At 66.0% G+C, this 16,328-nt stretch carries 17 protein-coding genes; 14 read left to right on the forward strand and 3 right to left on the reverse strand.

Annotated elements, in window-relative coordinates; translation table 11 throughout:
• Window positions 1–840: a MaoC/PaaZ C-terminal domain-containing protein gene (locus A5650_RS01215; protein ID WP_156743964.1), complete on the reverse strand. Its 840-nt coding sequence runs from the start codon at window positions 838–840 to the stop codon at window positions 1–3.
• Between the two features lie 97 nt (window positions 841–937).
• Here A5650_RS01215 and A5650_RS01220 point away from each other — a divergent pair, with 97 nt between their 5' ends.
• Genes A5650_RS01220 through A5650_RS01270 form a run of 11 tightly spaced genes read left to right on the forward strand, consistent with a single transcriptional unit; the run spans window position 938 to window position 11,153 of the window.
• Window positions 938–2,011 (forward strand): LLM class flavin-dependent oxidoreductase, encoded by a 1,074-nt coding sequence (locus A5650_RS01220; RefSeq protein ID WP_067082098.1) that lies wholly within the window; start codon window positions 938–940, stop codon window positions 2,009–2,011.
• Entirely contained in the window at window positions 2,008–3,501 is a 1,494-nt protein-coding gene (locus A5650_RS01225) for a class I adenylate-forming enzyme family protein (RefSeq protein ID WP_067285492.1), read from the forward strand. The genes A5650_RS01220 and A5650_RS01225 overlap by 4 nt, the downstream gene beginning before the upstream one ends.
• A complete protein-coding gene (locus tag A5650_RS01230; protein ID WP_067285493.1) occupies window positions 3,498–4,667 on the forward strand; it encodes an acetyl-CoA acetyltransferase in 1,170 nt (389 codons plus the stop codon). The genes A5650_RS01225 and A5650_RS01230 overlap by 4 nt, the downstream gene beginning before the upstream one ends.
• A 14-nt stretch (window positions 4,668–4,681) precedes the next feature.
• Window positions 4,682–5,059, forward strand: a complete 378-nt coding sequence (locus tag A5650_RS01235; protein WP_231992441.1) for a Zn-ribbon domain-containing OB-fold protein — start codon at window positions 4,682–4,684, stop codon at window positions 5,057–5,059.
• A complete protein-coding gene (locus tag A5650_RS01240) occupies window positions 5,056–5,457 on the forward strand; it encodes a nuclear transport factor 2 family protein (protein WP_067285498.1) in 402 nt (133 codons plus the stop codon). Before A5650_RS01235 ends, A5650_RS01240 begins: the two co-directional genes overlap by 4 nt.
• A gap of 57 nt (window positions 5,458–5,514) precedes the next feature.
• On the forward strand, window positions 5,515–7,536 hold the full coding sequence (locus tag A5650_RS01245; RefSeq protein WP_067285500.1) for an alpha-ketoacid dehydrogenase subunit alpha/beta: 2,022 nt from the start codon (window positions 5,515–5,517) through the stop codon (window positions 7,534–7,536).
• Entirely contained in the window at window positions 7,533–7,760 is a 228-nt protein-coding gene (locus tag A5650_RS01250) for a lipoyl domain-containing protein (RefSeq protein ID WP_082950551.1), read from the forward strand. Before A5650_RS01245 ends, A5650_RS01250 begins: the two co-directional genes overlap by 4 nt.
• The gene (locus A5650_RS01255) at window positions 7,757–8,602 is read left to right on the forward strand and encodes an enoyl-CoA hydratase/isomerase family protein (protein WP_067285503.1); all 846 of its coding nucleotides are present in this window, start codon (window positions 7,757–7,759) and stop codon (window positions 8,600–8,602) included. The genes A5650_RS01250 and A5650_RS01255 overlap by 4 nt, the downstream gene beginning before the upstream one ends.
• A 16-nt stretch (window positions 8,603–8,618) precedes the next feature.
• A complete protein-coding gene (locus tag A5650_RS01260; RefSeq protein WP_067285505.1) occupies window positions 8,619–9,590 on the forward strand; it encodes an NAD(P)H-dependent flavin oxidoreductase in 972 nt (323 codons plus the stop codon).
• Entirely contained in the window at window positions 9,587–10,384 is a 798-nt protein-coding gene (locus A5650_RS01265; protein WP_067285508.1) for an enoyl-CoA hydratase/isomerase family protein, read from the forward strand. The genes A5650_RS01260 and A5650_RS01265 overlap by 4 nt, the downstream gene beginning before the upstream one ends.
• A 4-nt stretch (window positions 10,385–10,388) precedes the next feature.
• Entirely contained in the window at window positions 10,389–11,153 is a 765-nt protein-coding gene (locus A5650_RS01270) for an enoyl-CoA hydratase/isomerase family protein (RefSeq protein ID WP_067285511.1), read from the forward strand.
• 86 nt (window positions 11,154–11,239) lie between these two features.
• On the opposite strand, the gene A5650_RS01275 is transcribed toward A5650_RS01270, so the two are convergent.
• Both A5650_RS01275 and A5650_RS01280 read right to left on the reverse strand, forming a co-directional pair.
• On the reverse strand, window positions 11,240–12,442 hold the full coding sequence (locus A5650_RS01275) for an acyl-CoA dehydrogenase family protein (protein ID WP_067285514.1): 1,203 nt from the start codon (window positions 12,440–12,442) through the stop codon (window positions 11,240–11,242).
• 1 nt (window position 12,443) lies between these two features.
• Window positions 12,444–13,256, reverse strand: a complete 813-nt coding sequence (locus A5650_RS01280; protein ID WP_067285517.1) for an enoyl-CoA hydratase/isomerase family protein — start codon at window positions 13,254–13,256, stop codon at window positions 12,444–12,446.
• A gap of 91 nt (window positions 13,257–13,347) precedes the next feature.
• Between A5650_RS01280 and A5650_RS01285 the strand changes: the two genes are divergently transcribed.
• From A5650_RS01285 to A5650_RS01295, 3 genes are all read left to right on the forward strand, one after another.
• On the forward strand, window positions 13,348–14,544 hold the full coding sequence (locus tag A5650_RS01285; RefSeq protein ID WP_067082133.1) for a cytochrome P450: 1,197 nt from the start codon (window positions 13,348–13,350) through the stop codon (window positions 14,542–14,544).
• A complete protein-coding gene (locus tag A5650_RS01290; RefSeq protein WP_067285519.1) occupies window positions 14,541–15,341 on the forward strand; it encodes an enoyl-CoA hydratase/isomerase family protein in 801 nt (266 codons plus the stop codon). Before A5650_RS01285 ends, A5650_RS01290 begins: the two co-directional genes overlap by 4 nt.
• 5 nt (window positions 15,342–15,346) lie before the next feature.
• Window positions 15,347–16,328 (forward strand): cytochrome P450 (locus A5650_RS01295; protein ID WP_231992442.1); only part of this gene is annotated, 982 nt, incomplete at its 3' end.

Here is a 16,328-nt window from a genome sequence, read left to right on the forward strand (position 1 = left end):
TCAGCATCCTGCCAATGTCGCGGTGCCGGAACGCAGGGAAACGACGTCGCCCTGCACGGTCCGGAAGCGAACGCGCGTGCCGTCGCGCCAGATTTCCGTGCGCAGTTGAGCATCGAGCTCGACCGGCTTTGCGAATCGGCAGCTGATGGAGGTCAGTGCCGCCGGATCGCCCCCGCCCGCGAGGGTGATCAGGGCACGTGCGGCGAACCCCAACGTGCATAGACCGTGCAGGAAGACGTCGTCGAAACCGAACTTGCGGGCCACGGCGGGATCGATGTGCAGCGGGTTGCGGTCACCGCTCAGCCGGTAGATCGCCGCCTGTTCGGGCCGGACGTCGTCGGTGTGGACCCCGTCGGGTGTGCCCTGCGGGGTGTCGACGGCAGCCGGTCCTCGCGATCCTCCGAAACCTCCCGCTCCGAGCACCATGGTCTGCGAGGACGCGCGGAAGAGGGGACCCTCGTCGTCGACTCCGACCGACGACACCTCGATGGCAGCGTGCTTGCCGGTGTCCCACAGCGCCGACACCTCCGCGGTGACACCCACCTCGCCGCTGGGGCGCAGCGGACGTTCGAGTTCCAGCGACTGGGCCGAATGCACGATCGGGGCCTGACCGAGTTGCAGCGTCGTACGCAGATCCTTGACCGCCCACCAGTTCGCGATCAGCGCGAAGGTGGGAAGGACCGCGGGCCCGCAGTGCTCATCGAGCAGCTGCCGTTCCGCCGGCGGGCGCGCCCCGACCCCGAGCGCGTAGAGGATGCAATCCGTCTCCGTCCAGCGGTAGGTCGTGGGGGCCAGGGTGGTGCCGACCATGCTGGCGGACAGGGTCGCGGATGCGGTCACATGGCCCTCCACGGCGATAGAACGGATTGACGTGATCTGTTCAATCGTGCAATATAGTCGCAGTAACTGCAACTACATTCTCAGCGGAGGCGTTGACATGCGGTTCGGCGTGTTCATCCTCGGTGACAAGCCCAATCACCTCAGCCACCAAGATGTCCTAGCCAATGTGCTCGAGGAGGTGCGGTGGGCCGAGGAACTCGGCTACGACGAGGTCTGGCTCGCCGAGCACCACTTCTCGCCCTACGGCACCCTCGCGGATCTGCCCCTGGTGGCTGCGGCGATAGCGGCGCAGACCGAACGGATCCGCATCGGTACCGCGTGCATGGTCGCCCCGTTCCACGATCCGATCCGTCTCGCCGAGCGCATCGCCATGGTCGACAACCTCAGCGGAGGGCGGTTCGATGCCGGCTTCGGACGCGGCTACCAGGCGCACGAGTTCAAGGGTTTCGGAATTCCGATGGATGAGGCCACCGCGCGGTATCAGGAATGCGTCGAGATCGTCAATTTGCTGCTGGCGCAGGAGAATGTCACCTACTCAGGTAAGTATTGGCAGCTGGAGGACGTCACCATTCATCCCCGACCGGTGCAGGATCCTATTCCCGTGTGGGGCACGGTGATGAAGACGCCGTCGAGCTTCGAGTGGTTGGCCGACAAGGGATTCGGTGCGATCATCGGCAATCCGTACCAGGTCGACCCCGACCTGCAGGGAGCTTTGGACATCTACCTCGAGACGCAGGCCAAGATGGGGCTCACCGCGGCCACCGGCAACGTTTGGGCATTATTGAACGCGTTCTGTCACTCCGACGACTCGTTCGCCAGAACCTATCCGCAGGAGAGCGTCGAGTTGTCCATCCAGACGCACCGCAAGTACTCCAGCCCGTTCGAGCGCGGCGGCGACATCCCGGCGGACTACAAGGCGTATGCCGACTGGTTCGACAAGCACGACAAACAAAGCTACGAGCAGGTTCTCAACTCGCATCTCACGCTGATGGGCAGCCCCGATCGCATCATCGAGAAGATGCGCACGGTCATCGACATGGGCTGGCGCAACATCATGTTGCGCATGTCGCGCGGTGGCGCGATGGATCGCGCCAAGGTCCACGATTCGATGAAGCTCTTCGCCGAAGAGGTGATCCCGGTGGCAAGCGAACTCGCGGCGGCGCCGGCTTGAGTCAGCAGCTCACCGCTCGCATTCGAGCCGTGCTGGCGCTGGACCCGGCGGCCCCCGCCGTCGAGTACGACGGGGTGTGGACCGACTGGGGTGCCATCGCTGACGTCGCAACCGAAGTCAAAAGGCGGTTGACGGCAGCGGAATTGGCTAACGGCGCGCCGATCGGACTCGTCCTGCGCAATCATCCGGCGATGGTGGCGGCGATGCTGGGCGTTCTGCTCGCCAACGCCTGCGTCGTCACGATCAACCCGTCGAACGGGGACACCCGGCTGGCCTCCGACATCGAGGAGCTGCGCCTGCCCGCCGTTGTCGCAACCTGCACCGATTGGCAGCGACCGTCGATGGTTGCGGCGGCTGCGGGCGCGGTCGGTCTCGAGGTGAGTACGACGCCACCGACCGTGGAGGTCGTCGCCGGCTTGGAGCATCCGGGCGCCGGGCCCTTCCGCACTGAACCACCCGGTGTGGCGGTCGAGATGCTGACCAGCGGCACCACCGGCCCGCCGAAGCGGGTTCCGTTGTCATACGACTCATTTGCACACACGCTGTCGGCAGCGGGTGCCCACTACGGCTCGAGTGACGCGGGAGGCGTGCGCCTGCGCTCGGGCGTCGCCATCGTCAGCTCGCCGCTGGTGCACATGTCCGGCCTGTTCCGCACCCTACTGAACCTCTGCGAAGGACGCAGGGTCGCACTGTTGGAGCGGTTCCGGGTGGCGGATTTCGTCGACCTCGTCGTGCGCCACCGGCCCAGAGCGGTGAGCCTCGTACCGTCGGCGCTGGCGATGGTGCTCGACGCCGATGTGCCACCCGAGGTGTTCTCCAGCGTGCAGGTGGTCACCTCCGGTACGGCGCCACTGCCGGTGCCCGTTCAGGAGGCCTTCGAGGCGCGGTACGACGTCGCGGTGTTGCCGTCGTACGGGGCCACCGAGTTTGCGGGCGGCGTCGCGGGCTGGAACCTGGCACTGCACCGTGAATGGGCAAAGGCGAAGCGGGGCAGTGTTGGTCGTCCGCAGAGCGGCCGCGAAGTGCGCGTCGTGTCGGTCGACGACGGCAGTGAGCTATCCGCAGGCGGTCAGGGCCTGATCGAGGTCCGGACTGACGGCGGCGAGTGGGTTCGCACCACGGATCTCGGCCGGGTCGACGAGGATGGCTTTCTGTACGTCGACGGCCGCATCGACGACGTGATCATTCGAGGTGGCTTCAAGATCGCCCCGGCGGACATCGTGGCCGCGCTGCGCGGTCACCCTGCCGTGCGTGACGCCGGAGTCACCGGACTTCCCGACGAGCGCTTGGGGGCTGTGCCGGTCGCCGCCGTGGAACTCGTCGACGGTGCGCAGGTCGAACCCGACGACCTGCTCGATTTCGTCGGCCAGCACCTCACCCGATACCAGGTGCCGGTGCAGCTGCGGATCGTCGACGAACTTCCGCGCACGCCGTCGTTGAAGGTGAGTCAGCCCGGGCTGCGCGAACTGTTCGAACAGGAGAACGTGTGAATCGCAACATTCGTGGCGCCGCCGCCGTCATCGGGGTCGCCGACGAGGTGTCACCGTCGGGTGTCATCGATGTGCCGCTCCGTGAGCTCGAAGCGCGTGTCATCAGCGCCGCGCTCGCGGACGCCGGCCTCTCGCTGCGCGATGTCGACGGTCTGTGCACATGCACCGGTGGTACGTTGATGCATTCGGTCGAGTTGGCCGAATACCTCGGGATCACACCGCGATTCACCGATGCGACGCAGACCGGTGGCGCGAGTTACGGGCTGTACATCGAGCACGCCGTCGCCGCGATCTCCGCCGGCCTCGCCGAGACCGTGGTGATCGTCTACGCCTCGACGCCGCGTGCGGCGCGCAAGCGCGGCGAGAAGGGACTGGGTGTGTTCGCCACACCCGAACGCCTCGAGTGGGAAACACCGTTCGGGGTGATGCTTCCGATCAGCGCGTACGCACTCGCCGCCAGTCGCCACATGGCGGCCTACGGCACCACGGCCGAGCAGCTCGCACAGATCGCGGTCGACACGAGGGCGTGGGCGGTGCGCAATCCGCGCGCACATCTGCGCGACGCGATCACCGTCGATGACGTCCTCGGCTCGGGCTACCTCGCCGAACCCGTCCACAAGCTCGAATGTTGTCTGGTCACCGACGGCGCAGCCGCGATCGTCATCACCAGCGCACAGCGAGCCCGCGATCTCGGCAGGCCCGTCTACGTGTTGGGCGCGGCGTCGGCGGCATCGCACGCGATGATCACCCAGATGCCCGACCTCACCGTCACTCCCGGTGCGGTGTCCGGTCCGACGGCGTTCGCCGCCGCGCGTCTGACGCCGGACCAGATCGACGTCGTGCAGTTGTACGACTCGTTCACCATCACCGTGCTGCTGGCGTTGGAGGATCTCGGATTCTGCAAGAAGGGGGAGGGCGGAGCGTTCGTCGCCGACGGTGTGCTCGCGCCCGGCGGCGCCCTTCCGGGCCAGACCACCGGCGGCGGGCTCGCGTACACACATCCCGGCGCGTTCGGGGCGTTCCTGCTCGTCGAGGCCGCCCGCCAGGTGCGCGGTGAATGCGGCGAACGACAGGTGCCCGGCGCGCAGACCGCCCTGGCGCACGGCACGGGCGGTGTGTTGTCCGCGACCTCCACGGTCATCCTCGGATCGGAGGCGACGCTGTGAGCGAAGGATTGCCGGTGCCCGAACCAACCGCGGTCTCGGCACCGTTCTGGGCGGCGACGCGGGAACATCAACTGGTGATGCAGCGGTGCGAGTCGTGTCTGCGACTGGTCTGGTACCCGCGACATGTGTGCCCGCACTGCGGCGAGTTCTCGTTGCGCTGGGAGCAGCTCAGTGGACGAGGCGTCGTCTACGCGGTGAGCGTGCACCATCGTGCCGCACATCCGGCCTTCGCGGACCGGGTGCCCTACTCGGTGGTGCTGGTCGACCTGGACGAGGGCGCCCGAATCATGTCGAACGTGTTCGGTCCACCCCCCGCGGTCGGGGATGGGGTATCGATCGCGTGGTTACCCCTGGACGACGGCCGCCACCTGCCCACCTTCCAGCCGCTATGAGTGGCGCCGACCTGCGGCGAATCCGCGAAGACACGGTGCTGCGCCACGTCGGGGGCGAGAACGATCGCGACCTCGAGGCGGTGATGGCCACCTTCGCTCGTCCACGTTATGAAATCGTGCCCACCGCAACGGTTTACGATGGTGATGCGGCGGTCCGCCAGATGATCCTGCAGCAGTGGGAGGAACTGCCGCGGATGCGTTACACCGCGGAGGGCATCTACCACGGTCCCGACGGGCTGATCCTCGAGACCAGGACGACCTGCCCGGGTACCGCCTTCGACATGCTCAGCGTCAACCTGTTCGGCTTCGACGAAGACCGGCTGATCCTCGAGCGATGCTATTTCGACCGGATGCTGTTCGCCGAGCAACTGAAGACAGTGAGCAAACAGAACGATTGAACACATTTCGTCATGTTGTAGAATCATGCAGCCGAAGTGTGCGGGCAAGGAGACTCAATGGCCACCCAGTTGGACACCGAGGCGCAATCAGCGACCACCGATCGCGCCATCGAGTTGTACCGCCGAATGAGCAAGGTTCACCATGCCGATCAACGCGTCCGAAAGGGCTTGTCGTCCGGTGAGATTGCGATGAGCTACTGGCCGGTGGACGGTCAGGAGGCGATGTCGGCGGGTGCGGCGCTGGCGCTGTCGGATTCCGATCAACTCGTGGCCACCTATCGCGGCCTGGGCGACGTCGTGGCCAAGGGTATCGACCTGGCCGGCTATTTCGGCGAGATCCTCGGTCGGGAAACCGGCCTGTCGCGAGGTAAGGCAGGGGCGATGGGGATCTCCGATCCCGACCATGGGATCGCCTGGACGACCGGCATCGTGGGGGCGGGCCCGCTGATCGCGAACGGCATCGCGTTGGCCGCGTCGATCCGCGGCACCGGACAGGTGGTTCTCGTCAGCTTCGGTGACGGCGCCACCAGCATCGGCTACGTCCACGAGGCCATGAACATGGCGGCGCTGTGGTCGCTGCCCGTGGTGTTCTTCTGCCAGAACAACGCCTGGGCGGAGTGCACGGCGATGTCGCGGTACACCCGGACCACGACGTTGTCGACACGCGCCGGTGGGTACGGAATGCCGGGTGTGACGGTCGACGGCACCGACCCGCAGGCCGTGTACGAGGCCGTGTCCGAGGCGGTCACACGCGCACGGTCGGGTGAAGGTCCCACATTCGTGGAGGCGCTCGCCTATCGACTGCAGGGCCATTATTTCGGCGATGCGATGGCCTATGCCGATCCCGACGAGCTCGCCGCCAAGCGCGCCGACCCGCCGTTCGCCCGCTATCGGCAGCGCCTGCTCGATGGCCGGATCGCCACCAGCGACACGCTCGACGCGATCGACGTCCAGGCGGCGGAGGAGATCGAGGCCGCCTTCGCCTCGGCGCGCGACGCCGCTCCGCTCGACGTCGACGAGTTGACTCGTGATGTCTTCGCCGACAACGGATCTGCATTGTCGGCACAGAGTCAGGCGCACCGGGGCGTGCCCGACGGCGACACCGAGGATCTCGGGCTGGTCCAGGCGATTCACCGGACCCTCGACCGTGCAATGGCCGTCGACGACTCGATCGTCCTGCTGGGTGAGGACATCGGCGATCGGTCGGGCGGGGGAATGTTCAAAATCACCGCGGGTCTGTCAGCGAAGTACGGGGAGAACCGGGTGCGCGACACCCCGATCGCGGAGTCGTCGATCATTGGCGCCGCCCTCGGCGCGTCGCTGGCCGGTCTGCGCCCCGTCGCCGAGTTGATGTTCATGGACTTTCTCGGCGTGGCGATGGATCAGATCGCCAACCACGCTGCGAAGGTCCGCTATATGTCTGGCGGCCGTCGGGGCGCACCGCTGGTGATCCGCACGATGGTGGGAACGGCTGCCGGACCGCAGCATTCGCAAGCCCTCGAGGCGTGGGCGATGCACACGCCGGGACTCAAGGTCGTCTGGCCCAGCACGGCAGCCGATGCGGCGGGGCTGCTCAACGCGTGCCTGCGCGAAGAGGATCCCTGTCTGTTCATCGAGTCGATGAAGCTCTACTACGGCGGGGGCAAGGGGCCGGTCCCGCTGGCGGATTACGTGATTCCACTCGGGCAGGCCGACGTCAAGCGGGCGGGCGCCGACGTCACCATCTGCACGTACGGCGTGATGGTGCATGCCGCCCTCGAAGCTGCGAAAGAGCTGGAAGGTCAGGGCGTTTCGGTGGAGGTTGTCGATCTGCGGACACTCGTCCCGCTGGATCTCGCGACCGTTTTGGACTCCGTTCGAAAGACCAAACGCCTTGTCGTCGCCCATGAATCGGTCGGCTTCTGCGGGCCGGGCGCCGAGATCGCGGCTGCCGTCGGCACCGAGCTGTTCGGCGTGCTGGCGGCGCCGATACAGCGGGTCGCGGGGACGTACACCCCGGTGCCCCGGGCCGCAACGTTGGAGGCGGCGTGCCGTCCGGGTGCTGCTCAGCTTGTCGAAGCGGTTGGGAGGATCGTGTGACCGAAGTTCGGATGCCTAAACCCGGTGACGCCATCACCGAAGCCGAGGTGACGCAGCTGTACGTCGCCGACAGGGAGTCCGCGACCGAGGGCGACCCGCTGTATGCGATTGCCACGGACAAGGTCGAAATGGACATCGAGGCACCGGCATCCGGTGTGGTGGCGTGGAAGGTCGAGGTCGGTGGCACCTACGACGTCGGCGAGCTCGTCGCCGTGATCTCGTGAGCGGACTGCCGGACTCCCTGCGGGTCGATCTCGGTGCACCGGAGCTGATCGGCGAGATCGCCGGTGACACATTCACCGTCACCATCAACCGTCCGGAGAAGCGCAACGCGGTGACCGCCGACGGCTACCACGGAATCAAACGTGCGGCGATGATCGTGGCCGACGAACCGGATCTGCAGTTCCTGGTCATCACCGGATCCGGCGACGTGTTCTGCGCGGGCGGCGACATGAACTCGGTGAGCAATCCCGATCGTTCGTGGGACTCGTTCACCGAGGCGTACGACGCTACGCCGTTCGAAGTGCTCGGCAGGATCCCGAAAATCGTGCTGTGCGCGGTCAACGGCATCGCGATGGGCGGCGGGCTGGTGATGACGCTGTTCGCCGATCTCGTGATCGCCTCGGATCAGGCCCGGATGCGGGTGCCGGATCTGACCCGCGGCGTGTACGAGGCGTTCGTCGCCGCACGCATTCCGCAACGCATCGGTACATTGCGCGCCAACCACATGATCTACGCGAACGACTGGATCGACGCCGCCGAGGCTGAGCGGATGGGACTCGTCGGCAAGGTCGTCCCGCACGACTCACTTGCCGCCGAGACGCAGACCCTGCTCGACCGGGTTCGGCAGACCGGGCCCGGCGCGCGGGCGGCGATGAAGCGCGAGATGGCGCGTGCTCTGCCTGCCGTGGACGTCAGCGGCTACTGGTCGTCGATCGGAACGTCCGAACAGATCGAGGCGTTCACCGCCTTCCTCGAAAAGCGCGCACCGCGTTGGTCGGTCAGCTCAGACCGTGATGCATTCGTCCATACCCGCAGACCGGCCTGGTTGCCGTCTGACTCCTGAGAGGATCTCGACACCGTTGATCACCACACGATTCACCGAGGCATTCGGCATCGAACACCCGATCGTGCAGGGCGGTATGCAATGGGTCGGGCGCGCGGAACTGGCCGCAGCGGTGTCGGAGGCGGGGGCGCTCGGTTTGATCACCGCGCTGACCCAGCCGACACCTGCGGACCTGGCCAACGAGATCGCCCGCGCCCGCGATCTAACCGACAAGCCGTTCGGGGTGAACCTGACGATTCTGCCGACTATCGACCCGCCGCCCTATGACGAATACCGGCGGGTGATCGTCGACGCGGGCATCAAGATCGTCGAGACGGCCGGGTCGAACCCGGCGCCGCATCTGCCGATGTTTCACGACAACGGGATCAAGGTGCTGCACAAGTGCACCTCGGTGCGGCATGCGGTCAAGGCGCAGAGCCTCGGTGTGGACGGCATCAGCATCGACGGCTTCGAGTGTGCGGGTCATCCGGGTGAGGACGACATCCCGGGGCTGGTCCTGATCCCCGCGGCTGCCGAGGAAATCGAGATCCCGATGATCGCGTCCGGTGGTTTCGCCGACGGCCGTGGTCTGGTGGCCGCGCTGGCGCTCGGAGCGGACGGCATCAACATGGGTTCGCGTTTCATGTGCACGGTCGAGTCGCCGATACATCAGAACGTCAAGGAAGCGATTGTCGCGGGCAGCGAACTCGACACCGAGCTGATCTTCCGGCAACTGCGCAACACGGGGCGCGTCGCCAGCAACGCAGTGTCACGTGAGGTCGTCGAAATCCTCGATCAGGGAGGTCAATTCGAGGACATCGCCCATCTGGTCGCCGGGAAACGCGGGGTGAAGGTCTACGAGACAGGCGATCTCGATGCCGGGATCTGGTGGGTCGGTACGGCGATGGGTTTGATCGAGGACATCCCGACAGCCGGCGAGCTCGTTTCACGTATTGTCGCCGAGGCTGAGGAGACCATCACCAAGCGACTGGCCGGGGCGCTGCGATGACAGAACTGTTGAACGGCACTTCGGAGCTCACCGGGTGCGACGAACTCCTGGTGGCCAACGATGGTCCGGTCCGGATCGTCACGCTGAACAACCCGGACAATGCGAACGCGGTGAATAACCGGATGCACGGCGCATTCACCCGGCTGTGGTCCGCGCTCGGGGAGGACCCGGATGCGCGCGCCGTCCTGCTGACGGGGACAGGCGACTTCTTCTCCGCGGGCGGCGATCTCGTCGAGTGGTTGCACACCCACGTCGAAAACCCGGTCACCCGCCGCGAGGGCATGCGCGATGCCCGTCGCATCGTGCGCGACATGGTGGATTTCCCGCTGCCGATCGTCGCGGCGGTCAATGGTCCTGCCGTCGGGTTCGGCTGCAGCATCGCCGTGCTGTGCGACATCGTATTGATGTCGGACAAAGCGTTCTTCGCCGATACGCACGTTGCCAGTGGCCTTGTCGCGGGCGACGGAGGCTCGGTGCTATGGCCGCTGATGATGAGCCTGATGAAGGCCAAGGAGTACCTGCTCCTCGGCGAGCGCATCCGGGCAGACAAGGCGGTCGAGCTGGGGCTGGCCAATCGGGTGGTGCCGCACGAGTCGATCAAGCAGGAGGGTCTCGCGCTTGCGCATCGGCTCGCGGACCTGCCGGCGCGCGCGGTGCAGGACACCAAACGGACCCTGAACCTGCACGCCGAGCGCGCGGTGACCGCCATCCTCGACTACGGGATCGCAGCGGAGACCGAGTGTTTCACCACTCCGGAACACCGGGCTGCGATCGACAAGTTCCTCAACCGGTAGCGAGATGTCCGGCGGCAGTGCACCACTGGTGCTACGTGAGAACAGGGGCGCCGTCGCCCTGCTGCTGTTGAATCGCCCGACGCAGCGCAACGCCTTGCGTTACGAGTCGTGGACCGAGTTGTCCGAGCAGCTGTCGGCCGTGACCGCCGATTCGGACGTGCGTGGCGTCGTTCTGGCCGGTGCAGGCGGATTCTTCTGTGCAGGCGGTGATCTCAAGACCGGCCCGGCGCAGGGTACCGGGCCACTCGCGCCGGCAGGCCGTGTCGAGCATGCGCAGCGGGTCATGGAGCAACTCAAAGCCGTGCCGGTGCCGACGGTCGCCGCGGTCGAAGGCGCAGCGGTGGGACTCGGCTGGAGCCTCGCCCTGGCGTGCGATCTCGTCGTCGCCGCATCGGACGCGTTCTTCAGCGCGCCGTTCGTTGCGCGGGCGGTCGTTCCCGACGGGGGATTGGCATGGCGGCTCACAAAGCAGGTCGGCAAACACCGCGCGGCGTCGCTGCTGCTGCGTGGCCACCGGATGACGGCGTCCGACGCGCAACAGGCGGGACTGGTCACCGACGTCGCCGAGCCCGGCTCGGCCGTCGACCACGCCATCGCCGTCGCTGTCCAATTGGCGGAATCCGATGCGGGCGCGGTCGAAATGACCAAGCGACTGATCCATTCGGCGGAGGCAGCGCAGTTGGCGGCCTTCCACCCGCTGGAGCTGGCGATGGCGGCCGTCGCCCAGCAGCGCTCATCGGCAGCTCAGGCGTGCGGCGAATTTTCCTAGAAACCTTCCTAGGTTCGAGCAGACGCAGAAGTGCACATTCTTCGATCGGAAACGGCCTCTGTGCGTCTGCTCGCGCCAGAAGGTGACTAGCGCGGCAGCCCGAGACCGGTGGTCGAGATCAGGTCGCGCTGAATCTCGCTCGTACCGCCGCCGATCGTGTGTATGAGCGACAACAGCAGCCCCTCCGAGAAGTGGCCGTCCAACACCGCGTCCGGATCATCGGGCATCAATGCCCCTCTCGGGCCGAGGATCTGGGCGCCCAGCGCACGCAGCTCCGCGGTCAACTCGGAGTGGTACAGCTTCGACAGCGAGGGCAGCGCCGGATCGAGCGCACCGGCCGCCTGCAGGTGGGCGACCCTGTAGGACAAGGCCCGCCCGACCTCGACGCGCTCGACCGCCCTGGCCAACGCGATGCGGTTCGTCGGATCGGCCAGCGGGTCATGGGCAGACCCCCGCTGTGCGTGGCACCAGTCAACGAGCTCATCGAGATAGCGCTGGGCCTGCGCAGCGCGCGTGACGTTGGAGCGTTCGGAGTCCAACAGAGCCTTGGCGACCTTCCAACCCTCACCCTCGGTGCCGACCATGTTGGTCGCAGGCACCCGGACGCCGTCGAAGAATTCCTCGGCGAATGTCGGGTATCCGGTCATCGACCTGATGGGGCGGCGAGTGATGCCCGGGCTCGACATGTCGACGAGGAAGAACGAGATGCCCTCCTGGCGTTTCTCGGCGACAGGTGATGTCCTCGCGAGCACGAAGATCCAGTCGGCCAGCACACCGTTGCTCGTCCACGTCTTCTGGCCGTCGAGGACATAGTGGTCGCCGTCGCGTCGTGCGGTCATCCGCAGTGCGGCCAGGTCGGATCCGGCCTCGGGTTCGGAGTAGCCCTGCGCCCACATCCGCTCCGAGCGCGCGATCAAGGGCAGGTGCTCCCGCTGTTGTTCGGGGGTACCGAACCGAAACAGCACGGGCGCCAACATGTTCACGCCGTTGGTGTTGACCAGCGGTGCGCCCGCGTAGGCCAGTTCCTCACGGATGACCACCTGCTCGACGACGCCGAGGCCGCCGCCTTCGAACTTCGCGGGCCAGTGCGGAACGAACCATCCCTGCGCGTGCAGGTCGCGGCAGAACGCCACGGCGCGTTCGTGTGCGTCGCGCGGCAGGTAGTCGGGGTTGGCCGCGGTGCGCCGAAACTCGTCGGGCAGGTTGTCGGACAACCAGTTACGGACGCGCGCGCGCAACTCTTCGACGTGCTCGCCGCCGCCGAACCGGACGATCGGCTGCAGTGGCACGTCAGACCCGGTCGGCGGGTTTGGCCGCCTTCTTCATCAGCTCCCGCATGTACTCTTGGAACTCCTTCGACCCGGTGACCACGGCCTGCAGATCGTTACTGGCCTGTTGATGGGTGCGGAACCCCATGGTCTCCCAGGCGCGCAGGATGCCGGCCTTGGTGGCCTGCAATGTGATCAACGGCGCCTTGGCGATCTTCGCGGCGAGTTTCTCGACTTCGGCCTCCAGTTGGTCGGCGGGCACCACCCGGTTCACCAGACCGAATTCCAGCGCCTGGTCCGCCGAAATCTTCTGCGCCGTATACAGGTACTCGGCGGCGCGCTTGTAGTTCATGAACACCCACGGCTCGAACATCGTCTCCGAGCCGGGCAGACCGAAGCCGGGCACGAGTGGCATCTGGAACCACGCGTCGTCGGAACATATGGTGATCTCCGGGATCAATGCCCAGGTGGTTCCGCCGCCGATCGCGTAGCCGTGCACCTGCGCGATGACCGGCTTCGGGAACTCCCACAGCTTCAGCACCGGCCACAGGAACAGCTGCGCGGCCGACCGCCAGACCTTGCCCGAGGCGTCGATTTCGGCCTTGAACTCCGGATAACTGCCGTCCGGCACATGGCCGGAGCAGAACCCCTTACCGTTGGCCTTGATGATGACGACCTTGATGTCGTAGTCGTACTGCGCGTCGTCGAGGGCTTCGTTGACGCTGTGCACCATCTCGGAGGTTTGGGCGTTGGCACGTTCGGGGTTGTTCAAGATGATCCGGGCGATCGGACCGTCCTTCTCGTAGATGACATGGTCCAGCGTTCGCGTTTCCAACCTGCCCGTCCTCCTCGACCTTTCTGTACTGTACAGAATGACGCAGAGTGTACCATTGTCTAGCGGTTGCCCCTCAGGAAAGGACCTGCCGATGGTGACAGCGGAGCTGCGCTGGGATCCGTTCGACCGCACCCTGCACAAGGATCCCTACGAGGTGTGGCGACGGCTGCGTGACGAGGCTCCCGTCTACTACAACGAGCAGTACGACTTCTACGCCCTGAGCCGGTTCGACGACGTGCTGGCGGCCTCCCTGGACACCGAGACGTTCTCTTCCGAGCACGGCATCACGCTGGATGCGATCACGCCCGAACCATGGTCGCCGCCGAAGGCGATGATCATGATGGATCCGCCAGACCATACGGCTATGCGAAAAATGGTTAACCGCACCTTCTTTCGTAGCAAGATCGCCGAGCTCGAGGACCGGGTGCGCATGCTATGCCGCGGATATCTGGACCCCCATGTCGGCAGTGGGGGATTCGACTACGTCCGTGACTTTTCCATGAAGCTACCGGTCATGGTGATCAGTTCGCTGTTGGGCTTCCCGGAAGAAGACCATGACAATCTGCGCGAGTGGACGGATTTGCAGCTCCACCGCGAGGAGGGCGCCGCGGAGCTCAGCGAGTTGGGCCAACAGGCCAACGAGAAGCTCTTCGGGTATTACAAAGAACAAATTCAGAAGCGCCGTGTGAACAGCACCAGCGATATCGTCAGCAACCTGATGGATTCCGACCTGGTGCAGCCTGGCCGAGAGACTCGTCGTCTCGACGACGGCGAAGTACTGTTCTTCATCGCGCTCATCAACGTCGCGGGCAACGAGACCGTCGCGCGACTGCTCGGCTGGACGGCGTTGACACTGGCGCGCTTTCCGGACGAACGCGCCAAGCTCGTCGAGAACCCCGGCCTCATCGGCGGCGCGGTCGAGGAACTGCTGCGCTACGAGGCGCCGTCCCCGGTGCAGGGCCGTTTCACTGTGCGGGACGCGGAATACCACGGCGCGGTTATCCCGGCGGGTTCCAAGGTCGCGTTGTTGACCGGATCAGCCGGTCGCGACGAGCGACAGTACCCGAACCCCGACGTCTTCGACGTCAACCGAACCGGCATCCGACACGTCAGCTTCGGTCACGGGGCCCACTTCTGCCTCGGCGCTGCGCTCGCGCGGCTGGAGGCCAGGGTCGCGATCGAAGAAACCTTGGCGAGGTTCCCGACGTGGCACGTCGACGAGGACGCCGTCGAATATGTTCACACCAACTCGGTGCGCGGTCCGGCGAGCGTACCGATCTCGCTGTGAGCACCACCGGGTTGACGACGCGCACCGAAGATGGGGTGCGCTGGCTGGTGCTGGACCGGCCGGACATGGGCAACTCGGTGACGCGGGCGATACAGCGCGACCTCATCGACAACCTCGTGCGAGCATCGTCGGACCACGAGATCCGTGCCGTCGTGCTGACGGCGGCGGGGACCAAGCACTTCTGTACCGGTCCCAACTTGCGGGACCCAGAGATGCGGCCAAGCCAGGATCGCATCGCCGGAGACGCCGCGCGGATTCTGCGCAACGGCTCGCAGGCGGTGGTGTCGGCGATCCTGGACTGTGAGAAGCCGGTGATCTGCGGTCTGAACGGAACCGCCGCCGGTGTCGGTGCGAGCATGGTGCTGGCGTGCGATCTGATCGTCGCCGCCGAAAGTGCCCGGCTCATCGAGCTTTTCGTCCGGCGCGGACTCGCCCCCGACGGTGGCGCCGCGTACCTGCTGGCGCGCAAGGTGCCGTTCAACATCGCCAAGGAACTGCTGATGTTCGGTGAGGAGATCACGGCGGGGGAGGCGCATCGCATCGGGCTGGTCAACAAAGTCGTCGCCGACGAACTACTCACCGACGAAGTGACCGCGTGGGCCAACCGCCTGGCACGCGGTGCGACGCGCGGCATCGCCGCCGCCAAGGCGATGCTCAACCAAGCCCTCGACGTGGACCGTGCCTCGGCGTTTCACGCCGAGGCGCTGCTGGTCGATCAGGTGGCGGGTACGGACGACGTCGCGGAAGGCATCGCGGCCTTCATGGAGAAGCGCGACCCGCAGTTCCGCGGACGGTAGCGGCGATGGCAGGCTCGCGGAACACTCCCGGTGTCATCGGCCCGTTCGTGCACGCGATTCGGATGAATGTCGAAGCGGCAGTGCAGGCCCGCGTCCGCGGTTATCGAGGGTGGACGGGTGCCGTCAACACCGAATTCGATCCGATGGACCCTGCCACGGCGTCCGACCCGTTCGGGGCATACCGAGAACTTCACCGCAGCGGACGCGTCCACTACAACCCCCGCCGCGCCAACTTCATATTGAGCCGACTCGAGGATGTCAGGGCCGCGCTGCGCGACACCGATCAGGTGACGAGCTCCGAAGGGGTCACGCGGCTGAAGTTCTCGGCGCCGCTCGCGGTGCTCACTGACGGAGACGAACATGCGCGGCTGCGCAAGCAGGTCCAGCCGGCGGTCAGCAAGGGCGCGATGGGCAGCTGGAAGGGGATGACCGAGAAGCTGGCCACCGAACTGATCACCGACGTGCTGGATAACCCCGGCTGTGATGTGGTGCAGCGTCTTGCGATTCCGATGCCCATCCGGATGATCGCCCAAATCCTCGGAGTGCCGGAGTGCGACGTCGATGATTTCCGGCGATGGTCGGAGGCCGGTGTGCGGATCATGGACTTCTCGCCGACCCCACAGGGTGTCATCGATGCGGGGAAGTCGATGGTGGCCATGGCCGCACTGCGCCGCTACTTCTTGAACCAATTCGCCCACGGTGGGCTCAAGGGGTCAGACACCGTCGTGGGTCGGCTGCTCGAACACAACAGCGACGGCACCCTGACCGACGAGCAACTGTTCCTCATCGCCATCGGAATGAGGTCGGGGTCGGCGCGAATCATGTCGTACTGGTCGGGGTTGCGCGCCAGCGTGTCGAACATGCCGCCGAGCAGGTTGGTGGTTGTCTCGTTGCCCGCGATCAGCAGGTGGATGGCGATGAGGAACAGTTGCTCGTCGGTCAGGGTGCCGTCGCTGTTGTGTTCGAGCAGCCGACCCACGACGGTGT

Source organism: Mycobacterium sp. 1164985.4 (assembly GCF_001668575.1).
Taxonomy (GTDB): Bacteria; Actinomycetota; Actinomycetes; order Mycobacteriales; family Mycobacteriaceae; genus Mycobacterium.

Coding starts and splice junctions, on each gene's coding strand:
- A5650_RS01265 (WP_067285508.1), top strand. CDS start 9,587: ATGACAGAACTGTTGAACGGCACTTCGGAGCTCACCGGGTGCGACGAA.
- A5650_RS01285 (WP_067082133.1), top strand. CDS start 13,348: ATGGTGACAGCGGAGCTGCGCTGGGATCCGTTCGACCGCACCCTGCAC.
- A5650_RS01270 (WP_067285511.1), top strand. CDS start 10,389: ATGTCCGGCGGCAGTGCACCACTGGTGCTACGTGAGAACAGGGGCGCC.
- A5650_RS01220 (WP_067082098.1), top strand. CDS start 938: ATGCGGTTCGGCGTGTTCATCCTCGGTGACAAGCCCAATCACCTCAGC.
- A5650_RS01245 (WP_067285500.1), top strand. CDS start 5,515: ATGGCCACCCAGTTGGACACCGAGGCGCAATCAGCGACCACCGATCGC.
- A5650_RS01240 (WP_067285498.1), top strand. CDS start 5,056: ATGAGTGGCGCCGACCTGCGGCGAATCCGCGAAGACACGGTGCTGCGC.